This is a genomic window from Paenibacillus sp. 1_12 (genome assembly GCF_900114475.1).
Taxonomy (GTDB): Bacteria; Bacillota; Bacilli; order Paenibacillales; family NBRC-103111; genus Paenibacillus_S.
In genome coordinates this window covers 265,344-287,752 of sequence record NZ_FOTE01000001.1, presented here as the reverse complement: position 1 = coordinate 287,752, position 22,409 = coordinate 265,344, and the positions used below count along the sequence as shown (strand labels likewise).

The 22,409-nt window shown below is 45.8% G+C and carries 18 protein-coding genes; 16 read left to right on the top strand and 2 right to left on the bottom strand.

The annotated features are described in order from the left end of the window. Window positions 1-797 (top strand): exosporium glycoprotein BclB-related protein (locus BM210_RS01230; protein WP_218184882.1); only part of this gene is annotated, 797 nt, incomplete at its 5' end. Window positions 798-949: 152 nt separating this feature from the next. Here BM210_RS01230 and BM210_RS01225 read toward each other — a convergent pair. Together BM210_RS01225 and BM210_RS01220 are read right to left on the bottom strand one after the other, a co-directional pair. Next, window positions 950-1,324: a hypothetical protein gene (locus tag BM210_RS01225; RefSeq protein ID WP_091163712.1), complete on the bottom strand. Its 375-nt coding sequence runs from the start codon at window positions 1,322-1,324 to the stop codon at window positions 950-952. A 98-nt stretch (window positions 1,325-1,422) separates the two neighbouring features. Beyond that, window positions 1,423-2,727, bottom strand: a complete 1,305-nt coding sequence (locus BM210_RS01220; protein ID WP_256223193.1) for a glycosyltransferase family 4 protein — start codon at window positions 2,725-2,727, stop codon at window positions 1,423-1,425. Window positions 2,728-3,255: 528 nt separating this feature from the next. Between BM210_RS01220 and BM210_RS01215 the strand changes: the two genes are divergently transcribed. The 15 genes from BM210_RS01215 (at window position 3,256) to BM210_RS01145 (ending at window position 22,385) form a co-directional block, all read left to right on the top strand. Beyond that, the gene (locus BM210_RS01215; protein ID WP_091163710.1) at window positions 3,256-4,026 is read left to right on the top strand and encodes a glycosyltransferase family 2 protein; all 771 of its coding nucleotides are present in this window, start codon (window positions 3,256-3,258) and stop codon (window positions 4,024-4,026) included. Between the two features lie 5 nt (window positions 4,027-4,031). Then, window positions 4,032-5,162 (top strand): glycosyltransferase family 2 protein, encoded by a 1,131-nt coding sequence (locus BM210_RS01210; protein WP_143100972.1) that lies wholly within the window; start codon window positions 4,032-4,034, stop codon window positions 5,160-5,162. Between the two features lie 18 nt (window positions 5,163-5,180). Continuing rightward, on the top strand, window positions 5,181-5,930 hold the full coding sequence (locus BM210_RS01205) for a glycosyltransferase family 2 protein (RefSeq protein WP_091163707.1): 750 nt from the start codon (window positions 5,181-5,183) through the stop codon (window positions 5,928-5,930). Next, window positions 5,927-7,213, top strand: coding sequence for a CgeB family protein (locus tag BM210_RS01200; RefSeq protein WP_256223192.1), 1,287 nt, complete (start codon window positions 5,927-5,929; stop codon window positions 7,211-7,213). Before BM210_RS01205 ends, BM210_RS01200 begins: the two co-directional genes overlap by 4 nt. Before the next feature lie 155 nt (window positions 7,214-7,368). Next, window positions 7,369-8,469 carry a CgeB family protein gene (locus BM210_RS01195; protein WP_091163705.1) on the top strand — a complete coding sequence of 367 codons (1,101 nt, stop codon included), beginning with the start codon at window positions 7,369-7,371 and terminating at the stop codon, window positions 8,467-8,469. Between the two features lie 40 nt (window positions 8,470-8,509). Further along, window positions 8,510-9,670 (top strand): GT-D fold domain-containing protein, encoded by a 1,161-nt coding sequence (locus BM210_RS01190; RefSeq protein WP_256223191.1) that lies wholly within the window; start codon window positions 8,510-8,512, stop codon window positions 9,668-9,670. An 87-nt stretch (window positions 9,671-9,757) separates the two neighbouring features. Next, complete coding sequence (locus BM210_RS01185; RefSeq protein WP_091163704.1) at window positions 9,758-11,326, top strand: glycosyltransferase family 2 protein; 1,569 nt, start codon at window positions 9,758-9,760, stop codon at window positions 11,324-11,326. Window positions 11,327-11,549: 223 nt separating this feature from the next. Further along, entirely contained in the window at window positions 11,550-11,840 is a 291-nt protein-coding gene (locus tag BM210_RS01180; RefSeq protein ID WP_091164646.1) for a hypothetical protein, read from the top strand. Window positions 11,841-11,890: 50 nt separating this feature from the next. Next, window positions 11,891-12,241 (top strand): alpha-helical endospore appendage domain-containing protein, encoded by a 351-nt coding sequence (locus BM210_RS01175; RefSeq protein ID WP_091163702.1) that lies wholly within the window; start codon window positions 11,891-11,893, stop codon window positions 12,239-12,241. Further along, on the top strand, window positions 12,238-12,603 hold the full coding sequence (locus BM210_RS01170; RefSeq protein WP_091163700.1) for a hypothetical protein: 366 nt from the start codon (window positions 12,238-12,240) through the stop codon (window positions 12,601-12,603). Before BM210_RS01175 ends, BM210_RS01170 begins: the two co-directional genes overlap by 4 nt. A gap of 19 nt (window positions 12,604-12,622) precedes the next feature. Next, the gene (locus tag BM210_RS01165; RefSeq protein ID WP_143100971.1) at window positions 12,623-13,027 is read left to right on the top strand and encodes a hypothetical protein; all 405 of its coding nucleotides are present in this window, start codon (window positions 12,623-12,625) and stop codon (window positions 13,025-13,027) included. 196 nt (window positions 13,028-13,223) lie between these two features. Continuing rightward, window positions 13,224-14,279, top strand: coding sequence for an S-layer homology domain-containing protein (locus BM210_RS01160; RefSeq protein WP_091163696.1), 1,056 nt, complete (start codon window positions 13,224-13,226; stop codon window positions 14,277-14,279). A gap of 63 nt (window positions 14,280-14,342) precedes the next feature. After that, entirely contained in the window at window positions 14,343-15,587 is a 1,245-nt protein-coding gene (locus BM210_RS01155; protein WP_091163694.1) for an S-layer homology domain-containing protein, read from the top strand. Then, the gene (locus BM210_RS01150) at window positions 15,584-18,271 is read left to right on the top strand and encodes a CARDB domain-containing protein (RefSeq protein WP_091163692.1); all 2,688 of its coding nucleotides are present in this window, start codon (window positions 15,584-15,586) and stop codon (window positions 18,269-18,271) included. The genes BM210_RS01155 and BM210_RS01150 overlap by 4 nt, the downstream gene beginning before the upstream one ends. 58 nt (window positions 18,272-18,329) lie before the next feature. Then, complete coding sequence (locus BM210_RS01145; protein ID WP_091163690.1) at window positions 18,330-22,385, top strand: glycoside hydrolase family 78 protein; 4,056 nt, start codon at window positions 18,330-18,332, stop codon at window positions 22,383-22,385. The last annotated feature ends 24 nt before the right edge of the window (window positions 22,386-22,409 follow it).

The window sequence follows — 22,409 nt, the reverse complement described above, 5'->3', positions numbered from 1 at the left end:
CAGGAGCACAAGGGGATACTGGAGCCCAAGGGGCAGCAGGCCCACAAGGAACAACGGGAGCCCAAGGAGCAGCAGGCCCACAAGGAGCTACGGGAGCTCAAGGTGCTACAGGAGCTCAAGGGGATGCAGGAGCACAAGGAGCAGCAGGCCCACAAGGAACTACGGGAGCGCAAGGAGCTACAGGAGCGCAAGGAGCTACGGGAGCGCAAGGAGCTACAGGAGCCCAAGGAGCTACAGGGGCACAAGGGGATACAGGAGCGCAAGGAGCTACAGGAGCCCAAGGAGCTACAGGAATTCCAGGAACTGGTGCAATCATTCCATTTGCATCAGGTGCTCCAATTGTTATGACCACTATAGCGGGTGGACTTGTAGGTTTAGGCAGCGTAGTTGGATTCGGCAGCTCTGCTACCAGTGTTAGTCTTTTAGGTGGAACTATTGATGTTACTGCGCTTAATAACTTTGCTTTTTCAGTGCCTCGTGCTGGTACGATCACATCCATTACCGCTTTTTTCAGCGTTTCAGTAGTCGTAACGCTTCTAGGATCAACTACCGTCACGGCACAATTATACAGTTCTTCTACACCTAATAACATTTTTTCACCAGTTGTAGGTGCTGTTGTAACGCTGGCTCCACCTTACAATGCACTAATCTCTATTGGTCAAATTAGTAACGGAATTACTACTGGATTGAACATTCCGGTAACTTCACAGACACGTCTATTGCTGGTGTTTTCCATGACAGGAGGAGCTTTGGCTACGTTGACTGGCTATGCAAGTGCTGGTTTAACGATCAATTAACTACGGAGGATTCAAATTTTGTAAGGACTAATATAAGCTATTATGCAAAGCTAAATGAATAATGTGTTTTTCTTCGAACAAGCATCACTGCTTGTTCTTTTTTGTTGTATGAACAAAAAAATGACCGCCATGTGGCGGCCATTCATCTCATTTTACACGCTTCCGTTTGGATCGAACTGGATGAAGAATTCTCCAGGAAGAATAGGGAGCTTACCGTCAAAATCCAAACCGCCAGTTCCGTCATCCAACACCACAGTCATGTGGATATCAGACAAACGTACTTCAACTTCGAATGCATTGTCCGCATGAGCACTTGCCGTCAATCGAAAATTGACGGCGCCGTTGGCTCCAACAGTTGCGAGCTCCTCAGCAAGTAGAACCTTGGGGCTGAGCCCGTTCGATGTGTTCCACAATAAGGCACGGAACGTTTGAATGGCGTTGGTCCTGTTATCGATGTTTACACGAATATGGTTACCTGTAAATAATCTGTGAGAAACAGAGCCAGTGGAGTATACAGTTACTGCCATGGTAATTCACCTCCTCCCGCTTAGCATATAATAGTAAATGCAGCGGGAGGGGGACATGTTCGGGCATTACCCGAGGGTATTCCTACATTTTTAGGTAATTAAATTAATCCGAGATTTCTCAGACGCTCTTTAATCATTTTTCCTACCACTTGCGGAGAATATTCGTTACGAATAGTTTGTTGACCGTTAGCAGCTATCGATTGGCGCCATTCGGCATTGTTGACGAGATTATGCATGAGCTGGGCGGCATGGTGAACATCCGGTTCTGCCCACGTTTGATAAGCTTTATATGGTCCCCAGTCCTGGCCAACCTGTACAAGCTGGTAATTAACAGGACAGGAGTTGGTTGGATTCATAAAGTCAGTATTACCTGACCAGTTCGTTGCAACGACCGGTTTTCCCAAATACATCGCTTCCGCTAGACCGAGTCCGAAACCTTCCGAACGATGCAGGGAAACGAAGCAATCTGTACATTGAAGAAGGGAATTGACTTCCACACGGGATAAAATACGGTCGATGATATAGATATTGCTGTGTCCGCTAACGAGCTCTCGCAGTCCCTCTAGATCTGAAGGTTGAAAGCTCATATTATTAATTTTTAGGACAAGTCCCACATTAGGATTATTCATTTCAAAAGCAAGCTTGAACGCTTCGATGACGGCTTGCGGATTCTTTCGTGCTGTATGGCTCTGCACATCATACATCATATAGAAGAGGAATTGATTATCCGGTAGTCCGAATGTGTTACGGTTAATCTCAGGTGAAACCTCAACATGAATTCCATGCGGGATGCGGATAACAGGCACTGGAGATTTTTTGGATACGGATTCGTGTACAAAGCTGGTCGGTACCCAAACCTCATTGACCAGATCAAATCCTGGCAGGTTCTCGTCTGGGAAGTCAGGGAGCTCCCAATGCCAGAATCCGATGTTGTGGCGACCTTGAAATAACCCCTCGCCAAAATGCATTTGTGCATGCAGAAGGGAATCACCATTCATATGAAGAATATTCGTATTGAAAGCCGGATGCTGTATTTCTTTATGAGCCCATGTCATGTCATCCATACGATTGGCGACATTTAGGGGGAAGTCAATAATACCAAATGGGATATCGGTGGTTTGAATAGCTCTTGCTGCCAAGCGTGCGGATTCCCCAAGTCCAATTTCCGCGTGGATAAAACCGATCAAGTTAATGCCTGGTGCATTTCCGGGTCCATCAGTGGGGGCTGCAGCTGGTGGGGTTGCTTCTACAACAGCCGCCTGAGAAGGTACAGGTGAACGTTTTTTTCTTCTAGCCTTTCTTCGTTTATTCTTGAACTTACTGTTTTTTCTGGATAGCTTCCATTTCTTTCTTCTGATAGCTCTGCGTTTCGATCTACGTTTGAGCTTGTTTCTCCGTTTCAATCTCAGCTTGCCTCTTCGTTTTAACTTTCTTAACTTTAACTTCCCTTTCAGTCTGGTTTTGATTCTGTGTTTTTTTCTTCTTAGTCTGAGCTTTCTTCTAAGCTTTTTGTGGGAACTATCGGCTGCTGCCAGGGTCCTCTTTTTCTTCCTTGCTTTGATGGCTAAAGTCATGGTGGTCACCCTTTCCGGGGAAGCATTTGTTGGCATTCTTATAGAACGCCTGCTAATTCAACAAGAATGTATATGCGCAAACCAACTCTTGAACGGATAGAAGGCAGCAGTGGATATGCACTTGGCAATATACTATGCAGGCTTTTGGAATGACTTATAGACCCTTGACCCCCTACAAGCAAAAAACGGCGTTTGACTATGGTCAAGCCAAGTGTGGCCTTCTTTAAGATTTCACTCTGGACGGGCTTTTCGCCCGATTTTAAGGCCTATGGAACGAATGCCCTGTTTCACCAGACGGATGGACATAAGATGAAGAAGGAGAAGAGACTATTGATCTGGAACAGGAGTTGGAAATTCATGAAAAAGCCGCTGCGAAAAACTCTTGTCCGAAATGCTTCGAGGCCTAAGGTTTCGATCATCATTCCGGTATTCAATGAGAGAAAAACATTGGCTGGAGTTATCCGGCAAGCTTATGCCATTCATAAGGATTGTGAGGTTATTGTTGTATGCAATGGCTCCAAGGATGGCACGAAGCAGTTGGCCAGAAAACTCGGCGCAATTGTCATTGAGTTCCAAGAGCAGTTGGGTCATGATGTGGGCAGAAGCATCGGTGCTAAGGCAGCAAAGGGTGATGTAATCCTGTTCCTGGACGGAGACATGGTCATTCCTGCACGTGAGCTGCGGCCTTTTGTGGAAGCTGTTAGCAATGGGGTCGATGTGGCATTGAATTGTTATTCCGGACTGACAAATCGTAAAGAGGTTCATCAGGTTGTTACGGTCAAGCATGCATTGAATGCAATTTTAGGCAGATCTGACTTGAAGGGGGCTTCAATGACAACGGTGCCCCACGCCATTAGCAGGAAGGCACTGCACCAGATTGATGCCGAGAATCTGGCAGTGCCACCTAAATTCCAGGTGATAGCACAGGCGGCCAAGCTGCGTATGGAAGCTGTTCATTATATTAACGTATTAAAGCTGAATCCGCTGCGCCGCAAATATCGGAAGCTGGATCCCGTTGGCGATCTAATAGTAGGCGATCATCTGGAGGCGATCTATTGGCTGACACTGCAGCAGGGTGAACGGTGTGGGAAAACAGATATGGGCAGAAAGAGAGAGCTGGTGAGGTGATTGGTATGAAGCTTCGCAAAAAAAAAGGTGCTTTTGCTGGTGGTCTATTTCGGCATAAAGCTGTTTCGAGCCGGAATAGCCGGTTACAACATCCACTGGGAACGATCAGGCTGAAGAGGAAAAAAATCTTGCCAAAGCTTAAATCTCGATCGGCTCCTCGAATTTTGTTTAACTGGAAAGGATGGGGCGAACAAGTAGGTCGTGAAGATGCGCTGCATCACCCTAAGCCTGAGGATAGTTGTAGTAAAAAAATGGTAAATAATCAATGGCTAGCGAGAATCAAGGAGAAGTCTTTTAACAAAAAGTCCTGGCCGCATTATTGTGAAGCTGTAAAAGGTTATCTCGAAGGCTATAGCCTCATTTCGGGAATTAATGTTCGGGAATGGATGCTGCTCCCGACAGAACGAACGGTGAGCGTTGTGATTTCCGTAATGAATGAGGAAGCAACGGTGATGAACGTGCTGCATCAGCTTCAACGAATGCCCTTGGAAGAAATTATTGTCGTCGTTAACGGCTCTGGCGATTCGACTTTTCAGAGGGTTAGAAAAGGATCGAGTGCCATAGTTGTCTATTACCCAGAGCCTTTGGGTTATGATGTCGGCCGGGCAATCGGGTCAAAGCTCACGGGTTCGGACATTGTCGTCTATGTAGATGGTGATATGACCATCGCTGCCGAGCAATTAATCCCTTTTATAGCAGCTATCGATCGGGGAGCGGACGTGGCACTTAATCACATCTCGCCTTATCTCAGGACATTTGCCCACTGGGATGGAGTTAGTATGGTAAAGCAGCTGATTAATGTATCGCTGGGTCGACCTGATCTGGGTGCGGATTCGTTAACAGCAGTGCCTCATGCTTTATCACGCAAAGCGCTGGATACGATTGGCATTGAGCAGTTGATGGTGCCACCCAAAGCCCAAGCGCTTGCCATTGCCAAAGGATTGGTTGTTACCGCTCCCTGGAGTGTAGATGTGATTACAACCAATAGGGTCAATCAACATAACAAAGGGGCGAACAATTCTGTATCCGATATGATCATTGGAGATCATATCGAAGCGCTCCATGCTGTACAGCAGCTGGGTGGGGAAAGGTTGTCTTTTACCGATCTCATTCGAAAAAGATCTTATCTGGTGTAGGGGAGGAGGCTCATAAGGATGAAGAAGACGAGTATTATAATTACCAATAGAAACGGGCTTCCCCTGCTGCAGAGGTGCATCCAATCCATTAAGAAGTATACGGATATCCCTTATGAAATTATCGTTGTCGATGATGGCTCTACCGATGGCACTGTCGAGTATTGCCGCCAGCAGCAAGTACGTTTTATTTCCACTCCGTCCAGCCGGGGGGGTTCGAGAGCGTGCAACCTTGGACTTCATCTAGCCAGCGGTGATGCGCTGATGCTGCTGGACAATGCCGTAGTGGCATCGCCCGACTGGCTCACCACCCTACTGCACTGCCTTTACAGCAGTGAGGAGATCGGAATCGTTAGCCCTATGACCCATCACGCAAGAGGCAGGGGAATGGGGGAGATGCCAAGTATTCTCCCTGCGCCTTCTGCTGAGGTGGCAAACATTCCAGATTTACCGAAATGGCTGTCAGCAAAGCGGCTGGATAGATATTGCTTTCTAATCAAAAGAGAGCTTGTGGAACATATTGGATTTTTCGACGAACAGTTTTCATTTGGTCACTTTGAGGATGATTATTGCTACAGGGCGCAATTGAGTGGTTATCGGTTACTGATTGCAGGTGATAGTTTGGTATACCATCTGGGTAGTACTGACTTTAATAAAGAAGGCGATAAGGAACTCCAAAGCTTGATTAACCAAAATCACAATAAATTTGTGCAGAAATGGGGTGTTGATCCCCACAGTCTCGTGAAATTGGATGGGGGTGAACTTGCTTGAAAACGAGACGAAACGTACGGAAAATAGGTTTGAAATCCAAATGGATTGCCGGACCGAAGGCTGGGCATAGGTTCGAGAAGACCGTTAGACAGCAGGCTGTGAATAAGCTAAAGCTGAAAACGGGAGTGAAAGGCGGACTAAGAGCTGGACAGACAACACATTGGAAAATCAAGAGGAAGGTTAAATCAATCATTCCACATGCTCCTGTAACCAATGGTTATGAAGAAGGTCGACGGGATGGTTATACACACGGAAACCAGTACGGTATTCATCTGGGAGGCAGTGAGGCGGTTGTAGCTAGGAGAGCCGCTGAACCGGAGGCTTATTGGGATGTGCACATTTTCTATGTAAAGGAAGGTTTTGTTTCGCTGGATGATGGGATCATTACAGCCCTTCAGAGAAGGGTCAGGTTGGTCACCCCACTTCACGAGGGAGAAGATGCTGCATCAATGGCGGAGCAGCTTCGACCTGATCTGGTTGTCGTCTTGAACGGTACCCGATTCCCTTCTGTACAGGTTGATGCCTTGCGCGCGCAGGGTATTCGAACCGTCGTTTGGATGGTAGACGATCCGTATCACTCGGACATCAGTGCCATACTTGCCCCGCGTTATGATATCGTGTTTACACATGAGATGAACTGTGTTGCCTGGTATAGGGAGCTCGGTTGTGCGCAGGTTCATTACCTTCCGCTTGCTGCAGCGATGCACCTGTACGCACCCCGAAAAGTAGAGCTTCCTTATCATACCGATATTTGTTTTATAGCTAATGGATTTTGGAACCGAATCGCGTTTATTGAAGAGGTAGCCCCTTTTTTAGCTCGAAAAAAGACGATGATTGCTGGCTGGTGGTGGGACCGTCTCGGAAATTACGAACTGCTCAGGGATAAAATCAAGCCGAATATCAACTGGATGCCACCTGAGGAAACGGCGAGCTTTTATAACGGAGCGAAGATCGTCATCAATCTGCACCGTTCGGATCAGGATCCCGCTAACTTTAACAGCAGAGGTATTATCGGACATTCGATCAACCCTCGTACGTATGAAATATGCGCGAGTGGTGCTTTTCAGCTGACAGATTCTCGAACGGATTTGCCGCAGCTATATGTGCCCGGAAGAGAGATTGCAACCTATGACTCGCCGACGGATTTTATAGAAAAAGCGAGCTATTATCTGGAGCATGATGAGGAGCGTGAAGCCATTGCGCTGCGTGGTTTACGCCGTACGTTGGAGCAGCATTCGTACAGCCAAAGACTCCTGACCATGCTGCAGATATTATTTCCATAATAGCGGAAAGGGGGGAGCCGACGATGGTAGTTGCGGGCAAAAGTAAACATGATAAGAGAAGGGATAGACGAAACTATTCAAAGATTTCAAGAGCTTCAAGGAATCGAAGAGTCACAAGAATTAACAGGAATTCAAAGAAGCCAATAGAACGAAGAATGACCGAGGGATTTCGTCAAGGCTGGCATACAGGCTATCCGCTTGGTCAATCCGAGGGGCATCATTTGGGAAGCTGTGAGACGGTCATTCGTAGTAACCAGCGTAATGAACCACTTCCAACGAGACAATGGCGGATTTTGTTTGTCGTATCCGGACAGGGAGATCCTTATGCAACGATAGAACGCGGGCTGCTGCTAAGCTTACATGAGCTTGTTGCCGAGCTGCGGGTAGTCACGCCATTTGATGATGTTGCCGAAATAGCTCAGACTATGAAGCCTGATCTCGTGCTCGTATTTAATGGTATGGATTATGTATCCACCGAGACCATCCAACTGCTTCGTCAACGGGGCCATCGCACGGCTGTCTGGTTCACCGACGATCCTTATTACGCTGATCTGTCCGGAGGAATTGCTCTGAACTACGATATCGTGTTCACACAGGAGTTAAGCTGTGTCGAATATTATCGTGGCCTTGGGTGTCCAAAGGTTCACTTTATCCCTTTGGCCGTATCCACACATAGTTATAAGCCTCAACGGGTTGCATCCGAGTTCCATAATGAAATCTGTTTTCTGGGAAGCGGCTATCGGAATCGTATCGCCTTATTCGATGCAATCGCCCCGCTGCTCGCATCGAAAAAAACGTTAATTGCCGGCAGGTGGTGGGAACGGCTGGAGCAATATTCGCTGCTGCAGCCGTTTATTCGTGGAGACGCCGCTTGGCTGACGAGTGAGGATACAGTCAATTGCTATGCGGGTGCCAAGATCGTAATCAACTGCCATCGTGCTTTTGATGATGATGAAATCAATGCGAATCAGCGAAGAATCCCCGCTCTCACACCGAATCCCCGCACGTTTGAAATTGGCGCTGTAGGCACCCTTCAGTTGGTTGATGCAAGAGAAGGGCTGGCGACATTTTATACACCGGGTGAAGAGATTGAGACCTTTGCCTCCCCAGAGGAGTTGGCTCACAAAATCGAGTATTACTTGCAGCATGAGGAGCAGCGCAGACGAATTGCATTGAAAGGACTGGCACGAACCGTGCGTGAGCATACGTATAGTTCACGGCTGCAAGAGCTGCTGCATGCTGCTTTTCTGTCATGAACAGCTGCACACAATGTGACGATGACGAGGTGTTGATACCATGAAATTAAAGATTAAACGGAAGGTTAGTAAGCAGTCAGCGGGTGGCAAACCATCCCAATCTCTATACGGCAAGCAGATCAACAGCAGCAAGCAAGCCAAACAAAGCCATGTCTTGCATAAGTTGCCCCTGAAGCTGAAGAGAAAGCCCGATAATAAACAGGGGAAAAGAAATTTTACTCGAGGGAAAGCTAAGAATACCAAAAGGTTCCGCTCATCCATTGTCAATCAGATGCTGGATGAATCGCATTCCAAGGGCTATCAGTCCGGATTTCAGGATGGGCAGTCGAAGATGTCCAACAACCTGACCAGCGAGCAGATCCACGAGCAGAGCTATAATCAAGGACACTTAGATGGACATAAGGATGGCTTGTATGCAGGAGGCGACGGAATTGTCGATTCTTTGCTGCCCTTTGATGCGATTTTACCTGAAATATCAATCAGACACATTATTGAAGCGGGGATTGGGCAGCTGCATTCTCAATTTTTTATATTGCAAAATGCGGAGCAAATTACTAATCGTCTGCGGAATGCATTGGATACAAAAACCCCTTTTTCACTGGTGCGAATTGGGGATGGCGAAGTATTGACGATGGCGCAGGAAACTGTTCTCAGCATTGATCAGGTGAGGAAGGAAGGAAAGTTTCTCAGCTATGCAGGAGTCGATGTGCCAGATTTGGCCGCGAGAGATCAGCTCGTTAGCTCCTTGAAGCAGGCGACAGTAGTCGGCATTCCGAAACTACGCAATTTCACTTATCAGCCGATGGCTTTTCAAGCGCTGCGCGCGCATGGAATCGACTACCATAGCTTGAGTCTGACCCACTCTCTTGTCAACTATTACATTTTTAAAGAAGGACGATTAGCAGGACTGTTACGTGGAAGTCGGGTGCTGCTTGTAGGCAATATGGCAGAAACGTTATCTGCTGTTCTGACTGAGCATGGGATCACAGTTAGCGGAATCGTAACGCCGGTACATGGTGTCAGGGATATTCCGCGTGTGATGGGGGAGGTATCCCGCCATAATTTCGATCTTGCACTTATATCTGCGGGGGTGTCAGCCGTCACGATAGCACAGCGAATCGCAACTGAGATGGGCAAAGTCGCTATCGATTTTGGCCATTTGGCTGATGAACTGGCAAGCCGCAAGGAAGCCTTGTGCTGAAGCAGCGGCCTCGTGAGGATGATTATAAACCTACATCAAACCGGAAGGAGGTGACACTACCGGATGACCAGGAGGCCTAAACAAACGATGAGCAGGCGGAAAGCAGTTCTTAAGGTCAGCAAACCGAGACGTTCTACGAACAGGCGGCAAGCATCCAGTAGGATCAGCAAATCAGAACATTCATCACATAAGCGGCAAGCAGCCGCAGTAAGCGGACAACGTCATGGATCCAAAAGTGGTAGCAAGCGAACTCTTCATCGAAGTAAAGCTGGTAAAAGCCAAGCTTCGCGAATCATCCATAAAAAAGGGAAACGCCCCTTTGGTAAATTGAATGCTGCTAAAGTGTCTCACCGATTCAGGATTGGCTATGAAGCTGGCTATCAGGCAGGCTACGAGAGCGGTTATTCTTCAGGAGTTACTGAGGGTGCAGCTTCTTTCACGGTTACTTTTGAAGGTACGAGTATCATTATTCCGACTTTTAATCAAGGTGAGCTGCTGCGTCAGTGCGTCGAAAGCATCGGTCAGTTTACACCCGAGCCCCACGAAATTATCATTATCGACAACGCATCCACCGACGGAACCGCTGACTATCTGCGTTCGATGACAGGTAAGCTTCGCTATCGGATTAATCCGGATAATGTGGGCTTCGCAGGTGGTGTGAATCAGGGCTTGAAAATGGCAAGGGGCTCCAAGCTTCTGCTCCTCAATAATGATACCGTAGTCACTCAGGGCTGGTTGAATAACCTGCATCGCTGTCTCGATAGTAATGCACGATTTGGGCTGGTAGGGCCTATGACAAACTATATTAGCGGTGAGCAGCTGGTAGCCACCTCGTATACGTCGATTGAGGAGATGCACCATTTTGCTATGGAGTTCAATCGCTCCGATCCGCTTCGTTGGAAAAAAACAGCTAGAATCACCGGCTTTTGTCTGCTTTTTCGAAGGGAATTGTTTGAGCGGCTTGGTTATTTTGATGAAGGTTTTTTGATCGGAAATTGTGAAGATGATGATTTTTGCCTCAGGGTTCGGCTGCTCGGTATGGATCTTGTCATTGCTGGTGATGCTTTCATTCATCATGTGGGCAGTGTGAGTATGAAGGCGCTCGGCTCGGAGATGGGAGAGGTCTATGGACGCAATCTCGATTTTTATGCAAAAAAGTGGGGTAGCGTTGACCAGCTTATCGTTGAAATGGAGAGCTTGCCTGCTAATGGAGAACGGCGTTCAATGATTCAATACTATCCGGATCATGCTGTTGTGCAGGGGAATCGTGGTGCTGTCTATGAACTGCATGCTGGTGTGCGACGTCCTTTGGCGGGAGTGGAGGGCCTGCAGGTATCCCCAGCACGCTTATCGCATGTGGAGCTGAGAGGCTGTACACGCGGGGAAGGAATACATGCTGATGAGGTCCGTCAACGTACCCTTGCCGCAGCTGACCATAGCTTAGGTTTGAAGGAAGGGATGCTGCTGCAGAAGCGGGATGGGCAACTGTTCTTTTATGAGGGTGGGCGGGTGCGAAGGATCATATCCGAGCTTGCAGTATCCGTATGGGGTTTCGACCGCCAAGTACCTGTTTCTGTAGATGACTCTATGTTAGGCAGTATATCCATAGGACTCCCGATTATTGCGCCGATTACACTGAGAGCAGACAATATCTAAGATTTGGGCAGTGCGATGAGTGGCTTTCCTCCATGCTGCGGCATAGGCTACAGGAGATGCTTTACAATTATGAGCTTCTACGGAAAGCTCTGAGAAAATGCTTACGAAGCCAGCTTCCTACGGAAGCTCTGAGAAAATGCTTACGAAGTTAGCTTCCTACGGAAGCTCTAAGAAAATGCTTACGAAGTTAGCTTCCTACGGAAGCTCTGAGGAGGAGCAAAGGGTGCAAAATCAAATCACAGAGATGATCCATCATATGGCCAACTCGCAAGAGCAAATGGCTAATATTATTGAGGCCAAGCGGCACGTGGTTGTTCATTTATCGCTGCTCAATCATCAAGTCTCAACAGTAGATCCGAACCTTGGCGAGATTCAGTCGCTGATGGAGCACTCTCTTCTTATTACGAAAAGCATTACCTCCTATTTGAATAGCTTGGCCGATTTAGAGGATGCTTTGGCAGAAAATTTGAGCAGTGTGATGAAAGAAATGGGAGACCAGGCTGCTGACGAATAGATTTCGGATTTTCTTGGATTATACATTGTACAGTAAGGGGAGGTCGTGTTTTGAGCAGACCGGAATCGTTTAATCGGATGATGACATCGGCAGCCAAGTTCCAATTGAATATTGCCATTATTTTGGAAGCGAAGGCAATCGAAGCGGTGAAGTCGCGCCATTGGATATGTAATCGTCTCAACCTCTCTGCCTATGAGGATCACGCTCAGCAAGTAAAAGAAACTATGGATGTACACGATCAATTAATTGAGCTCATTGATGGACTCACCAAGATGGAAAGTGCGCTGGCCAAAAATCTCGTCATTATTTTAAATCAAAAAGAAGAGGAAGATATGATGGGCGGCGGTTCGGGTGGCGGTGGTATGGGCGACTTGTTCAATCTGGGTGGGAGCTTCAAATGACGGACCGGTCCAACATTTCGGCATACGTGCACGAGCAGCAGCGCATTCAACAACATATTCTGACCTCACTTGCGAGAAGCCAACGTGCGCTTACCCAAATGCTTGAAGCCGTTGCAGACATTACCCAGCAATCTGCAGACGCCCAAATAAGCTCTGAGAGCATCATTTCGAATCCAAAGGAAACTGTACAGCGCGTTGTTGATCATATTCAGTTAATCAGTAATTATCAACGTCAGCTTGCAGCCAAAATAACAGGAATATCGATTCAGCGCAGAGTGCGAGTTCGAGGGCATAACGGCAAACCATGGTTGAACCACGAACACATAGCCGAATTACACCAAGCTATAGAAGAAAAGATGTGACTTCAGGAGAACAGCCAAGATGAGAAGGGAGGTGCACTCGCGAGTGTCTGTAACCCAAAAACGTCGAACCGTTCGCAAAACGCTCACTGTCAGCAAGCAAATCCATACGAGGAAAGCTGGTTCGAACCGGAAAAAGGCAACCAGAAAATTAACCTCAGCTCCCAATAGACATTTGACAAGAAAGGCAATCGCTGCAAAAAAATCAGCGCACAGACGTCCTGGGATTCGACTGAGAAAGAACAGAACCGCTACTTCCAAAGGCAAAGTCAGGAGTCCTAAAGTCAGTCCGCATAGTGACGCAGCCTATAGCGAGGAATACAATAAGGGCTTCAACAGCGGCTATGAGGAAGGGTTTAAGGTGGGCCACGCCAAGGGCTCGGAGGATGGTTTGGAGCAGGCTTATGGTGAATTGGATCCCAAGTAAGGGAGATTAGCAGTAAAAAATTTTATAGTTGCATAAATAATCCAAATTCCAGTATAATCGACTTATTGTAGGAAAATAATGGGTTTTAAGAGATAATTTCATAATAATATGTCGGAAGCACCGCCATTCGAGGGTTTTTACCTTAGGTTTGGGGTGCTCTTTTTGTTTATAAAACTGAGAAAAGGGGCGAAAGCGTATGAAAACAATAATTCTCTGGGTAACAATTGCTGCGTCATTAGCTGGAGCCAGTATGAGTCTTAGTCAAGCATTGGCTAAGTCGGACTTTGACGACACGCATAATCACTGGGCTGAAGCTAGTATTACAAAAGCTGTGTACCATGGATATGTGGAGGGCTATCCGAATGGAAACTTCCAACCTGAAGCCGCAGTGAGTCGGGCAGAGTTCATTAAAATGCTGGTGGCCGCGATTAACCCCCCAATTGTGCTGGGCACTGGCGAATGGTATCAACCCTATCTCAAAGCATCCGTTAATTCCGGTGTGCATCAATATGCGGACTTCACGCAGGACATCAATGGGGAAATCAGCAGAATGGAAATTATTAGGCTGATTGTTCGTGCAGCGAACTCTGAGCTTCAAAAGTCTGAGATTACTGTGGATGATAAAGCTCTTGTGTATAGTGCGGCCAAAAAAGGCTTGATTCAAGGGCTTGCCGAAGGTCATTTGGGGTTAAATGAATCTACCTCACGCGCGCAGGCCGTGTCCGTGGTCGAACGAGTTTTGCGTTTGAAGGACGGCGGAGTCCTACCGGTAGACAAGACGGCTGTAGAGCTGGCCGAATTATCGATGACAGGGACCAATTTTATGACGGTGCTTGGTCATCCGGCGTTCAAGGAATTTCCTGTTGAGTATTGGTTAGGGGATGTAGGACTTACGGTGAATCAAATTACGGTGGTGGATGCGGACGAGGACGATTCCAAGCGATCTATTTCAACTGCATGGGGAGATGAAAAAGCTGAGCGTTACATGCTGCTGTTCCAGCTCAGTTGGGATTTATGCAAATCGCAGCAGGACATTCGCATTTCTGATTATTTTCAGATTACGGAGAGTCAATCTAATCCAATTCAAACAATTGGACCGGAGATTGCCGCCTATCAGGAATCCAGCGCAACAACTACTACGGAGTTGGGTGTGAGTCTTACCAAAAAACAGCTTGATGAATATATAGCGAACGGCGGTTTGAGTTATACGGTAGCTGGAAGTAACATTCCTTTATTTTATTCGCAGCGATAGCGTGTGCGAGTCACATGATTGATACATATACAGAATCAATATATTAATGGAGGCAGACCCTATATGAAACTACTAAAATCGTTAAAGATCATTACTCTAATGACAGCAATTACAACTATGGTGCCCATTGCCTCGATACATGCGGCTGCAGAAATTAACTTTAAAGATACCCAAGGACATTGGGCAGAGGCGGATATCCAAATCGCAGCGAAAAAGGGTTATGTCGATGGTTATGTGGATGAAACCTTTAAGCCGAATAATTCGATCACCCGTGCGGAGTTTGTAAAAATGCTGGTAACAGGATTAGCGTTTAAAACTGATCCATCCAATAGTGAATACTGGCACAGCCAGTTCTTAGCTTCCGCACAGGCGAATGGATTGATAACCAGTGGTGAGACAGGGACGGATAAGGATTTGAATCGAAATATATTGCGTGAAGAAATGGCAAAAATTGCTGTTCGCGGCACCGGAACGACTACAGACGAAGATACCAAATGGATGTATTTAGCGACGAGCAATGGGATCATTACCGGACTGAATGAAAGCGGCGAGCTGGGTATGGACAAGCCCACAACGAGAGCCGAAGCGATTACCGTCATTGAGCGGATCTTGAAAATACGGGCGGGAACCAGGTTGCCTGCGGATAAATACGCAACTTCCGAAGCTGAGATTGCTTGGCACCATACGAATGTGTTTTCGATGGCACCTGAATATTTTGGGAATGGGGTTAGAACAGGGTCCAAATTTAGATGGGATTGGACCCGTTTCGCGAATGAAAACGGTTATTCCGAGGTGGAAAAGTATGTAGTGATTGACATGGATGATCCGCGAGATCCCAATCGGAAACTTATTCCGGAAAATTTCAGGTGGAATATGAAAGTCGGTAATACACGAACCGTCCGTTCTGATGTTCCTGATAATACGTATGTGTTTTTATCTTTTAATCACTTTGTTAGATATGATTCGAGTCAGAGGAATCCTTCCTTTGCATTTGCAAACTTGAATCTGAGTCCAGTAAAACTGAAAACTGGAGATAATGTTGATAGTGCTAATAAATTAATAAATATCGTTAGTTATGTACCTTATTTAAATAGTGGAACTGAGTACTACTATGCAAATGGAATCATAGAATTGGCACCAAACACTTCTGAGGTCAGTATCATTACTGGACAAATTTCTCCAAAGAATCTGAGAATTGAGAACGATAGCGATGTGGCGATTTACAAAAGATCCGCTCAAGGACTTGGCGATAAGTCAGACCCAATTATTTTTGCTTCTCATTACGAATCTTTTGGTGAAGTTGAATGAATAAATGGCTCAGTTTCATACTCTTATCTATATTTCTAGTCAATCTGTGGATACCATTATTCAATCAAGCGTATGCGGCCCAAACGGAGGTTTTTCTGCCGGATTTAAGTTACCCTTCCGGAGAAGTGATTAATGTCAACGCTGACAACCAGAATGAATTCCTTTCTCCAAAGCAATATGTCACCCCTAATGATGTATCCACTACATCGGTGACTGATCCTATACTAAGGGTCGAACTGAGAGATAAAACAGGGGCATTCGTAGCAGAAATGAATCCTACTTCAAGTAATATGTATCACTTAAATACTCCGATCAAAGGGAGGGAAATTGAAGTTGAGAGCAATGTTAAATTGGCATTATCCCAAGGCCCTTTTCAATGGTTTCGTGATCCTGGAGACAGATCGATTTGGATGTATGATTATGCGGAACCACCTGCTGCTGGGCAAGACCCTTTAGCAGTTACACAAGTCAATCGGCACTATTTGAAATCTACATTATCCAATCAACCGCAGCCGCCTTCCGGAATGTGTGCCTATGCAACAAAACCGATTGAACAGATAGGTCCTTTGCCTACAAGCTACCCGGGTTCAAGACCTTGTAATGAAGCGACCACAGAGCGTTCTGGATACTTAGATATGGCTAGTATCTCAGATTTTAAATATGGATCTTCGAAACGGCTGATCCCTACTGAAAAAATTACGGGATTTTTTTTAAAGCCAGAAAAGTTTGAATTTGATTCTCAAGGATATAACTTAAGTATAGAAAATATTAAGTATAATCCTGTAGTAACAGAGATTAACCAAAGTACATTTGCTTATCGTTTTGATTATACGATTTTATTTACGGTGCCCTATGATAAACAGATTAGTAACAATACGAATGGGATTGTCATCGAGTGGTATGACAGTTGGCAGGTACCCGTTTACGGCAAAGTGTATGAGCACCAGAAGCTGGTTGCCGTCGCCATCACCATCACCAATCCAGGTGGTGGAACCTATCCAGATCTAACAGTCAAATCCTTAACAGGCCCTTCATGTATCGAATCCAATGTTTCAGCTCACTTCAAATACACTATCGAGAACAAATATATCGCCGTTTCTTCCGGATTTAAAACATCCATTAGTGTTGACGGGATTACGATAGCGACCCATGATTTTCCCACTGGAATTGGGATTACCACAATCGATGGAGCATTTGACTACAAGTTTACGGCAAATACGATGAAAAGTATCACCGTTTTTGTAGATAGTAATGACGATATTAATGAAGGATTGAATAACAATAATAATAGTAAAACCGTAAATTTTACATCTGTTAACGACTGCTCAGGAGGTGGAGATCCTGGACCTTGTACGGGAGATTGCACCTCTGCTCTAGTCGTAGACTTAACGATTCGTTTTCCAGTCATCGAGTGGAAGGACATGGATATCTTTGAGGTTACAATCAAAAATCCCACAGCCTCCAGTTGCACTCCTGTAGAGGGCAGGTTTGCTATTGAACAGGGTAACAAGGAATATCAATTTCCTTATCGACCTGTTACGGGCATAGCGGACGACATATCGTTTGCTTGGAATGGGACGAAGTATCCGGGAGATATGGAGGTTGGAAACGTCAAAGTATATTACGCTCTCCATGATAGCTGCGGAAAAACAGCTTATGCCGGTCCCAAGCCATTTGAAATCATCAAAACTGCAGGTGCACCTACCGTATCGTTAGCCTGGTATGATTCGTCCACTAACGCAGAGGTGATCGAAGTCGTCCAAGGTGCAAATGTTTTCTTAAAACCGACGGTATCAGATAGTCGAAAAGAAAAAGTCACTATTCTTTGGAATTTCAATAACGGATCGTCTTGGGTAGCAGGATTACCTGCAGCAAAGGGTTGGACAAACCCGCTGAATGCGGCGCAGTATACCAACATTATAGCTGCTGAAAAGGGATCTCATAAAGTCTGTGTAACAGGAACCAACGAATCGGGTGTGAGTGCTACGGGTTGTTCGACCTTATATGTTATAGGCCCGGAACCGACAGCCATTATTGATGTGAGCGGCTGGCTGAAAGAGGATCGGCGAATACAACTATCTGGGGCAAAAAGCAGCAGTCCCAAAGGCGCTGCATTGACCTATGCATGGAGCATAGATCCAGTAATGGGGCAAACACTTGGAACCGCAGCAGATATCATCTACATCGCTCCGTTCACCGGTAAGCTAAAAGATATGAAGGTTTTGAAGCAAGGGCTGTACAAGGTTAGTCTAATGGTTATAGACACGGAGGGGTTGTCGGATTCTACATCGACGATTATAGACGTTGATCCGGATTTAAAGCCAATAGGCGAAGTGCTTGGCAATGAAAAAGGTACGAGGCAGCCAAGTGACAGGGGATACGCCACGTACACGAACGTTGGAAATGCGGCAAGTATGGACCAAGATAACATTGATAAACGATTATGGTCCTTTACCTATGACTCTAACAATGATGGATTATTCAACGAGCCTTGGACTCAGGAGGTAGAGGAAAGCGACATGGTTATAGGCGTGGAATATATGTACATGTCTGGGTCGGAGCCTCTTGTGATCACGAATCTTGGTGGCCATATCGTCACAGTCAAGGCACAAAACGTAGGGAAAATTGCAGGCAAACTGCGGGTTATTGAATCGTACGGACAACCTAGTGATTTACGATATTAAATCAGGTGGAGGGAATCATACTCTCCCCCATTATCATCATCCCAAAGGAGAACACGATTTGATATATCGAGTAAAACGCATATTTGTTATGGTTTTAATAGCAGCATTGGTATTTACTAGCTTCGTTGAACCGCTGAATGCCAAACCCAAACAAGAAACGTTACCTCTCTTTTACCGCGAAACCATCAATGACAATCCAGAGGTGACTTTTACGGCTACTGGCATTGCGACCGAACCGGGACCTATTCATGTAGCGGCTTATTCACCAGATACATTAAAGACTTGGATAAGCACCAGTCTGGACAAAGCATCAATTTTGAATACTTGGAGAGTTTCCCCTGAGGGAACTTTAATCTCAAGCGCAAGGGATAAAAGTATCAATCTTTTTTCTTACCCTTCATCCGTTACATCAACTACAGCAACCAAGATTGGGAGTATCCAATTTCCTTCGTCTTGTTACTACGGTTTTATAAATGGGGGTACCGTGCTGGAATATTCATGCGTAATAAGTAGGTACCTTGGAAATGATCGTTTTTTACTTATCGATAGAAGAGTCACCAGTGATGATTATTACATTGCCAGTTATCTGGAAGCACCTGTAAAGCTGATGAGTTCAGGCGTGGAGCCTGTCCTTACTTTTAGGGAGGCTTCTGATGACCTGATGGTAGCAGCTACCAGTGCATGGAACGCCAATACCAAAAATGCCTGGGATACGACTTGGTACCTGTTCCGACTTAGTGATGTGTTGAAAAGCATCGTAACGTCTAAAGGAGGCGGTACTTATTCAGTATTGTACTGTAGTTCCGGTTGTACTTCAGGAGAAACAGGAGCGTACCCCAAATTCTCGGACGGTGTTGATAATACTTACTTTAATTCTCGAAACGCTGGAACTTTAAGTATTCCTTTTTTCGATAGCTATAGGGAGTTTAATGTAACCAAGGGCATTAACGCATTTTACAAGCTAGACAATTCAACCGTACCCTATAAGGTAGAAAACCTTGGCGTTACAGGACCACAAGTACCTCGCGGAGCAAGTTATATTACTTCTAATGGTGCTTATCAGCCAGGGTTTCCAGGAGGCTCTGACTACTATCGAGTTTCAGGAGGGTTGATAACGGATCCTTATGGCGATTATTTGTCTTTTGGAACTAATAACGTTACTCAAATAGATCGGTTTACTGGCAGGACAAGCACAACGGAACTTCATATTGAGGCTTTCCTACCTAATCGGATCTCTAACGATGGACGTTATGTTGAGAGCCTCACTTATACTAGGCCATATTATGACGGTGCCGAGCAATATCATCCCTCTGAAGAGTCTTTTTCTTATTATGATACTGTAAACAAATCTTTATCTCTATCGCCACCTGCAGGTATATCATTTGCCGCACAAGAGGTAGGCCCAACAGGCTGGGGGAATATCAAAATCGTTACAAAACACGAATACTTCAGTCCTGTCTATACGGAGGGCCCACCACCAGACTATGAACCCATTTACGGTTGTGGTTGTATGATAAGTTATAGCACAACGGTCAGTGGCTTAGGTGATATGGGATCTGGTAGAATGATGCACAATGATACGTTCGAGGGTGGCGGGAAAATCTTTAAAGATGGATTGTATTATAATGTAAAAGGCGAGATATTCTCATTTACACCAGAATCGGAGCAGCCGCCCGACACCAACGAATATTTTACTTTTGGACAACTGATTAACCAGTCATCACAGCAAGTAACGAATGGCACTCTCTCATGGTCCACAAAATTCCATGGTCTACAGGCCAACAACATGTCAGCGGGTATCAGTTTCAGGATTCAGGATCACAAGAATATGTACCGGTTAGAGTCACATAAGAATAAAATCCAATTAGTCAAAATAGTGAATGGAAGAAAAACTACTTTAGATCCTGCAAGCAGACCCGTAATCAATGAGCAGTGGGTATCCTATAAGATAAAAATCACAGGGAATCATTTTAAAGTTTATGAGAATGGCAGTCTAGTTATTGATGTTAGTGACTCTGCTTTTTCTGGAGGGACACTTGGACCTTATTCCACTGTGGATAACACCGAGTTTAAGGGGATCCTGTTTATGTGGAGTGCAGACGACGATTCTTACGACACACCTGGCGTCGCTATTGTAGATACTCCCGTTACCTACGAAACGACTTATACAGATCCAGAAAATGATGCTCGTCTGGAAGCAGGGACGTTATGGAAATTCGATCAGATCGGTACCAATCAAGCTGAATTATTGGCATTGCCGGAAAAACTGATATCAACGACGAAGTTCTTGAATGTTAACGATGGAAAGGGACCTATTAATCCGCCACCTGCTGTCGTTACCGTTGGAGGACCGATCTTAAGCTTTGACACGGTAGGGCTTTATAAAGTGGATTACAAAGTGCCGGATGATCCTAAGCCCAATAATCCTGAATTCCGGAATTACAGCAAATATTCGGATGCATATACTCAATATTTGATTATCCATCGAAAACCGTTTGCTCCCTTTACGCTCTCACAATCCAGCGATGGAACTGTGATATGGAATGACTACAGCTATGATCCGGACCGCTGCTACAATCATGGCAATTGTCAGCTAGCCTTTGCAGCGAATAACTCGGTGTTCGCCAAGAAATTTTATTATATAACTCCTTCTGGGAACAAGCTGGACAGCAAGCTAATTAGACCACTCGAAACGGGACTCTATACAGTAGCGATGGCCGTTCAGGATGAGCATAAAGCATGGTCAGACTGGTATGTGCAAGAATTAGATGTGCTCATACCGGCTGCACCTAACCATCCACCGACGGTATGGTTGACCTTTCCGAGCGGAAGCTATGACAATCCTTCACCGGTATCCTTGCAGCCGACGATCACCTGGAATCAGGCGGATATCGATCCGGGTACTATATTTTCCACATTTAATCTGTGCATCAGAAATGTATCCAATCATCCAGTAGAATGCGTAACTAATCAGGTGATGGAAACGACAGCAACGAGCTGGGCGTGGACAATGGAACATGTATTGTCGATGGGACAAAAATATTCCGCACAAGTTCAAGTCAGTGATGGGGAATCGTGGTCAGATTGGAGCAACATTGGCTGGATGACAACGAACAGTCCACCCATTGCCTATATGACTTTTCCTTACGGAACGCAAGCATCCCCCAATATCGTAAACACGCTGCGACCCGAGCTAACTTGGCATCAGTCAGACCCGGATATCGGCTATGTCTTGTACTGGTATCAGATTCAAATTATGAATGAAGCGAACAATTTAATGATTTTCGATTCCGGGAAAAGTTGGCAAAATACAACATCAACAACTGGTCATATGACGGTTCCAATTGATTTGCCTACGGGTCAAAAAATGACAGTTCGAGTTAAGGTCTGGGACCAGTATGGAGCCGAGTCGGAGTGGTCGCCGCAAACGTGGCTGATGATTAATCGGCCGCCTCAAGCAGATTTCGATTGGATGCCTAAGCCAGCTTTTGAAGGAGATACAGTTACATTGCTCAACCAATCGTTTGATCCTGATGGTGATCCGCTTAGCTATCGTTGGCAAATCGAAGGCCCGGCGTATCAATCCATACAAGACACGACAAATGGGCTCATTCCAGCAGCTGTTACAGATTATCATCCCGGCGATTATAAGGTTACGTTGACTGCGACTGACCCGTATGGCGCTGCCGATACGGTGAATAAAATTGTGCGTGTAGGCGATTTGACAGTAGAAGGTTTCGTTCAGCATACTGTGCAATGGGAGTTGAATCGTAAAGCTTATAACAGAATGAAGTCAGGAGAGGACGAGCGTCCGCGGCCTGTTGAAGTCTTTTGGTCAGGAGAGGCTTTTGTACTGACAGCCAAGACGAATGAGGAAGCAGCGCAGGTTCACGCGTCCATGTCCTATACAGAGCTGCAAAGTTTATTGACCTCGGGTAATTTAACAGATTGGACAGCACAAATGTACCGCAGCGATTTTGAAAACTTACCGGATCAGGAATACACGTTTCAATTTCGGGCGGTTTGGCCCAACGGGCATGTGGAAACAGCAGCTTGTACAATTAGGGTGATCAATCCATGGACGGATTTCACGAGCAGTGTGAGGAAAGAATAATAGAAAATAATTTATGTTAGTAGT

Coding starts and splice junctions, on each gene's coding strand:
- BM210_RS01225 (WP_091163712.1), bottom strand. CDS start 1,324: ATGGCAGTAACTGTATACTCCACTGGCTCTGTTTCTCACAGATTATTT.
- BM210_RS01215 (WP_091163710.1), top strand. CDS start 3,256: ATGAAAAAGCCGCTGCGAAAAACTCTTGTCCGAAATGCTTCGAGGCCT.
- BM210_RS01210 (WP_143100972.1), top strand. CDS start 4,032: ATGAAGCTTCGCAAAAAAAAAGGTGCTTTTGCTGGTGGTCTATTTCGG.
- BM210_RS01205 (WP_091163707.1), top strand. CDS start 5,181: ATGAAGAAGACGAGTATTATAATTACCAATAGAAACGGGCTTCCCCTG.
- BM210_RS01195 (WP_091163705.1), top strand. CDS start 7,369: ATGACCGAGGGATTTCGTCAAGGCTGGCATACAGGCTATCCGCTTGGT.
- BM210_RS01190 (WP_256223191.1), top strand. CDS start 8,510: ATGAAATTAAAGATTAAACGGAAGGTTAGTAAGCAGTCAGCGGGTGGC.
- BM210_RS01185 (WP_091163704.1), top strand. CDS start 9,758: ATGAGCAGGCGGAAAGCAGTTCTTAAGGTCAGCAAACCGAGACGTTCT.
- BM210_RS01170 (WP_091163700.1), top strand. CDS start 12,238: ATGACGGACCGGTCCAACATTTCGGCATACGTGCACGAGCAGCAGCGC.
- BM210_RS01165 (WP_143100971.1), top strand. CDS start 12,623: ATGAGAAGGGAGGTGCACTCGCGAGTGTCTGTAACCCAAAAACGTCGA.
- BM210_RS01160 (WP_091163696.1), top strand. CDS start 13,224: ATGAAAACAATAATTCTCTGGGTAACAATTGCTGCGTCATTAGCTGGA.
- BM210_RS01155 (WP_091163694.1), top strand. CDS start 14,343: ATGAAACTACTAAAATCGTTAAAGATCATTACTCTAATGACAGCAATT.
- BM210_RS01150 (WP_091163692.1), top strand. CDS start 15,584: ATGAATAAATGGCTCAGTTTCATACTCTTATCTATATTTCTAGTCAAT.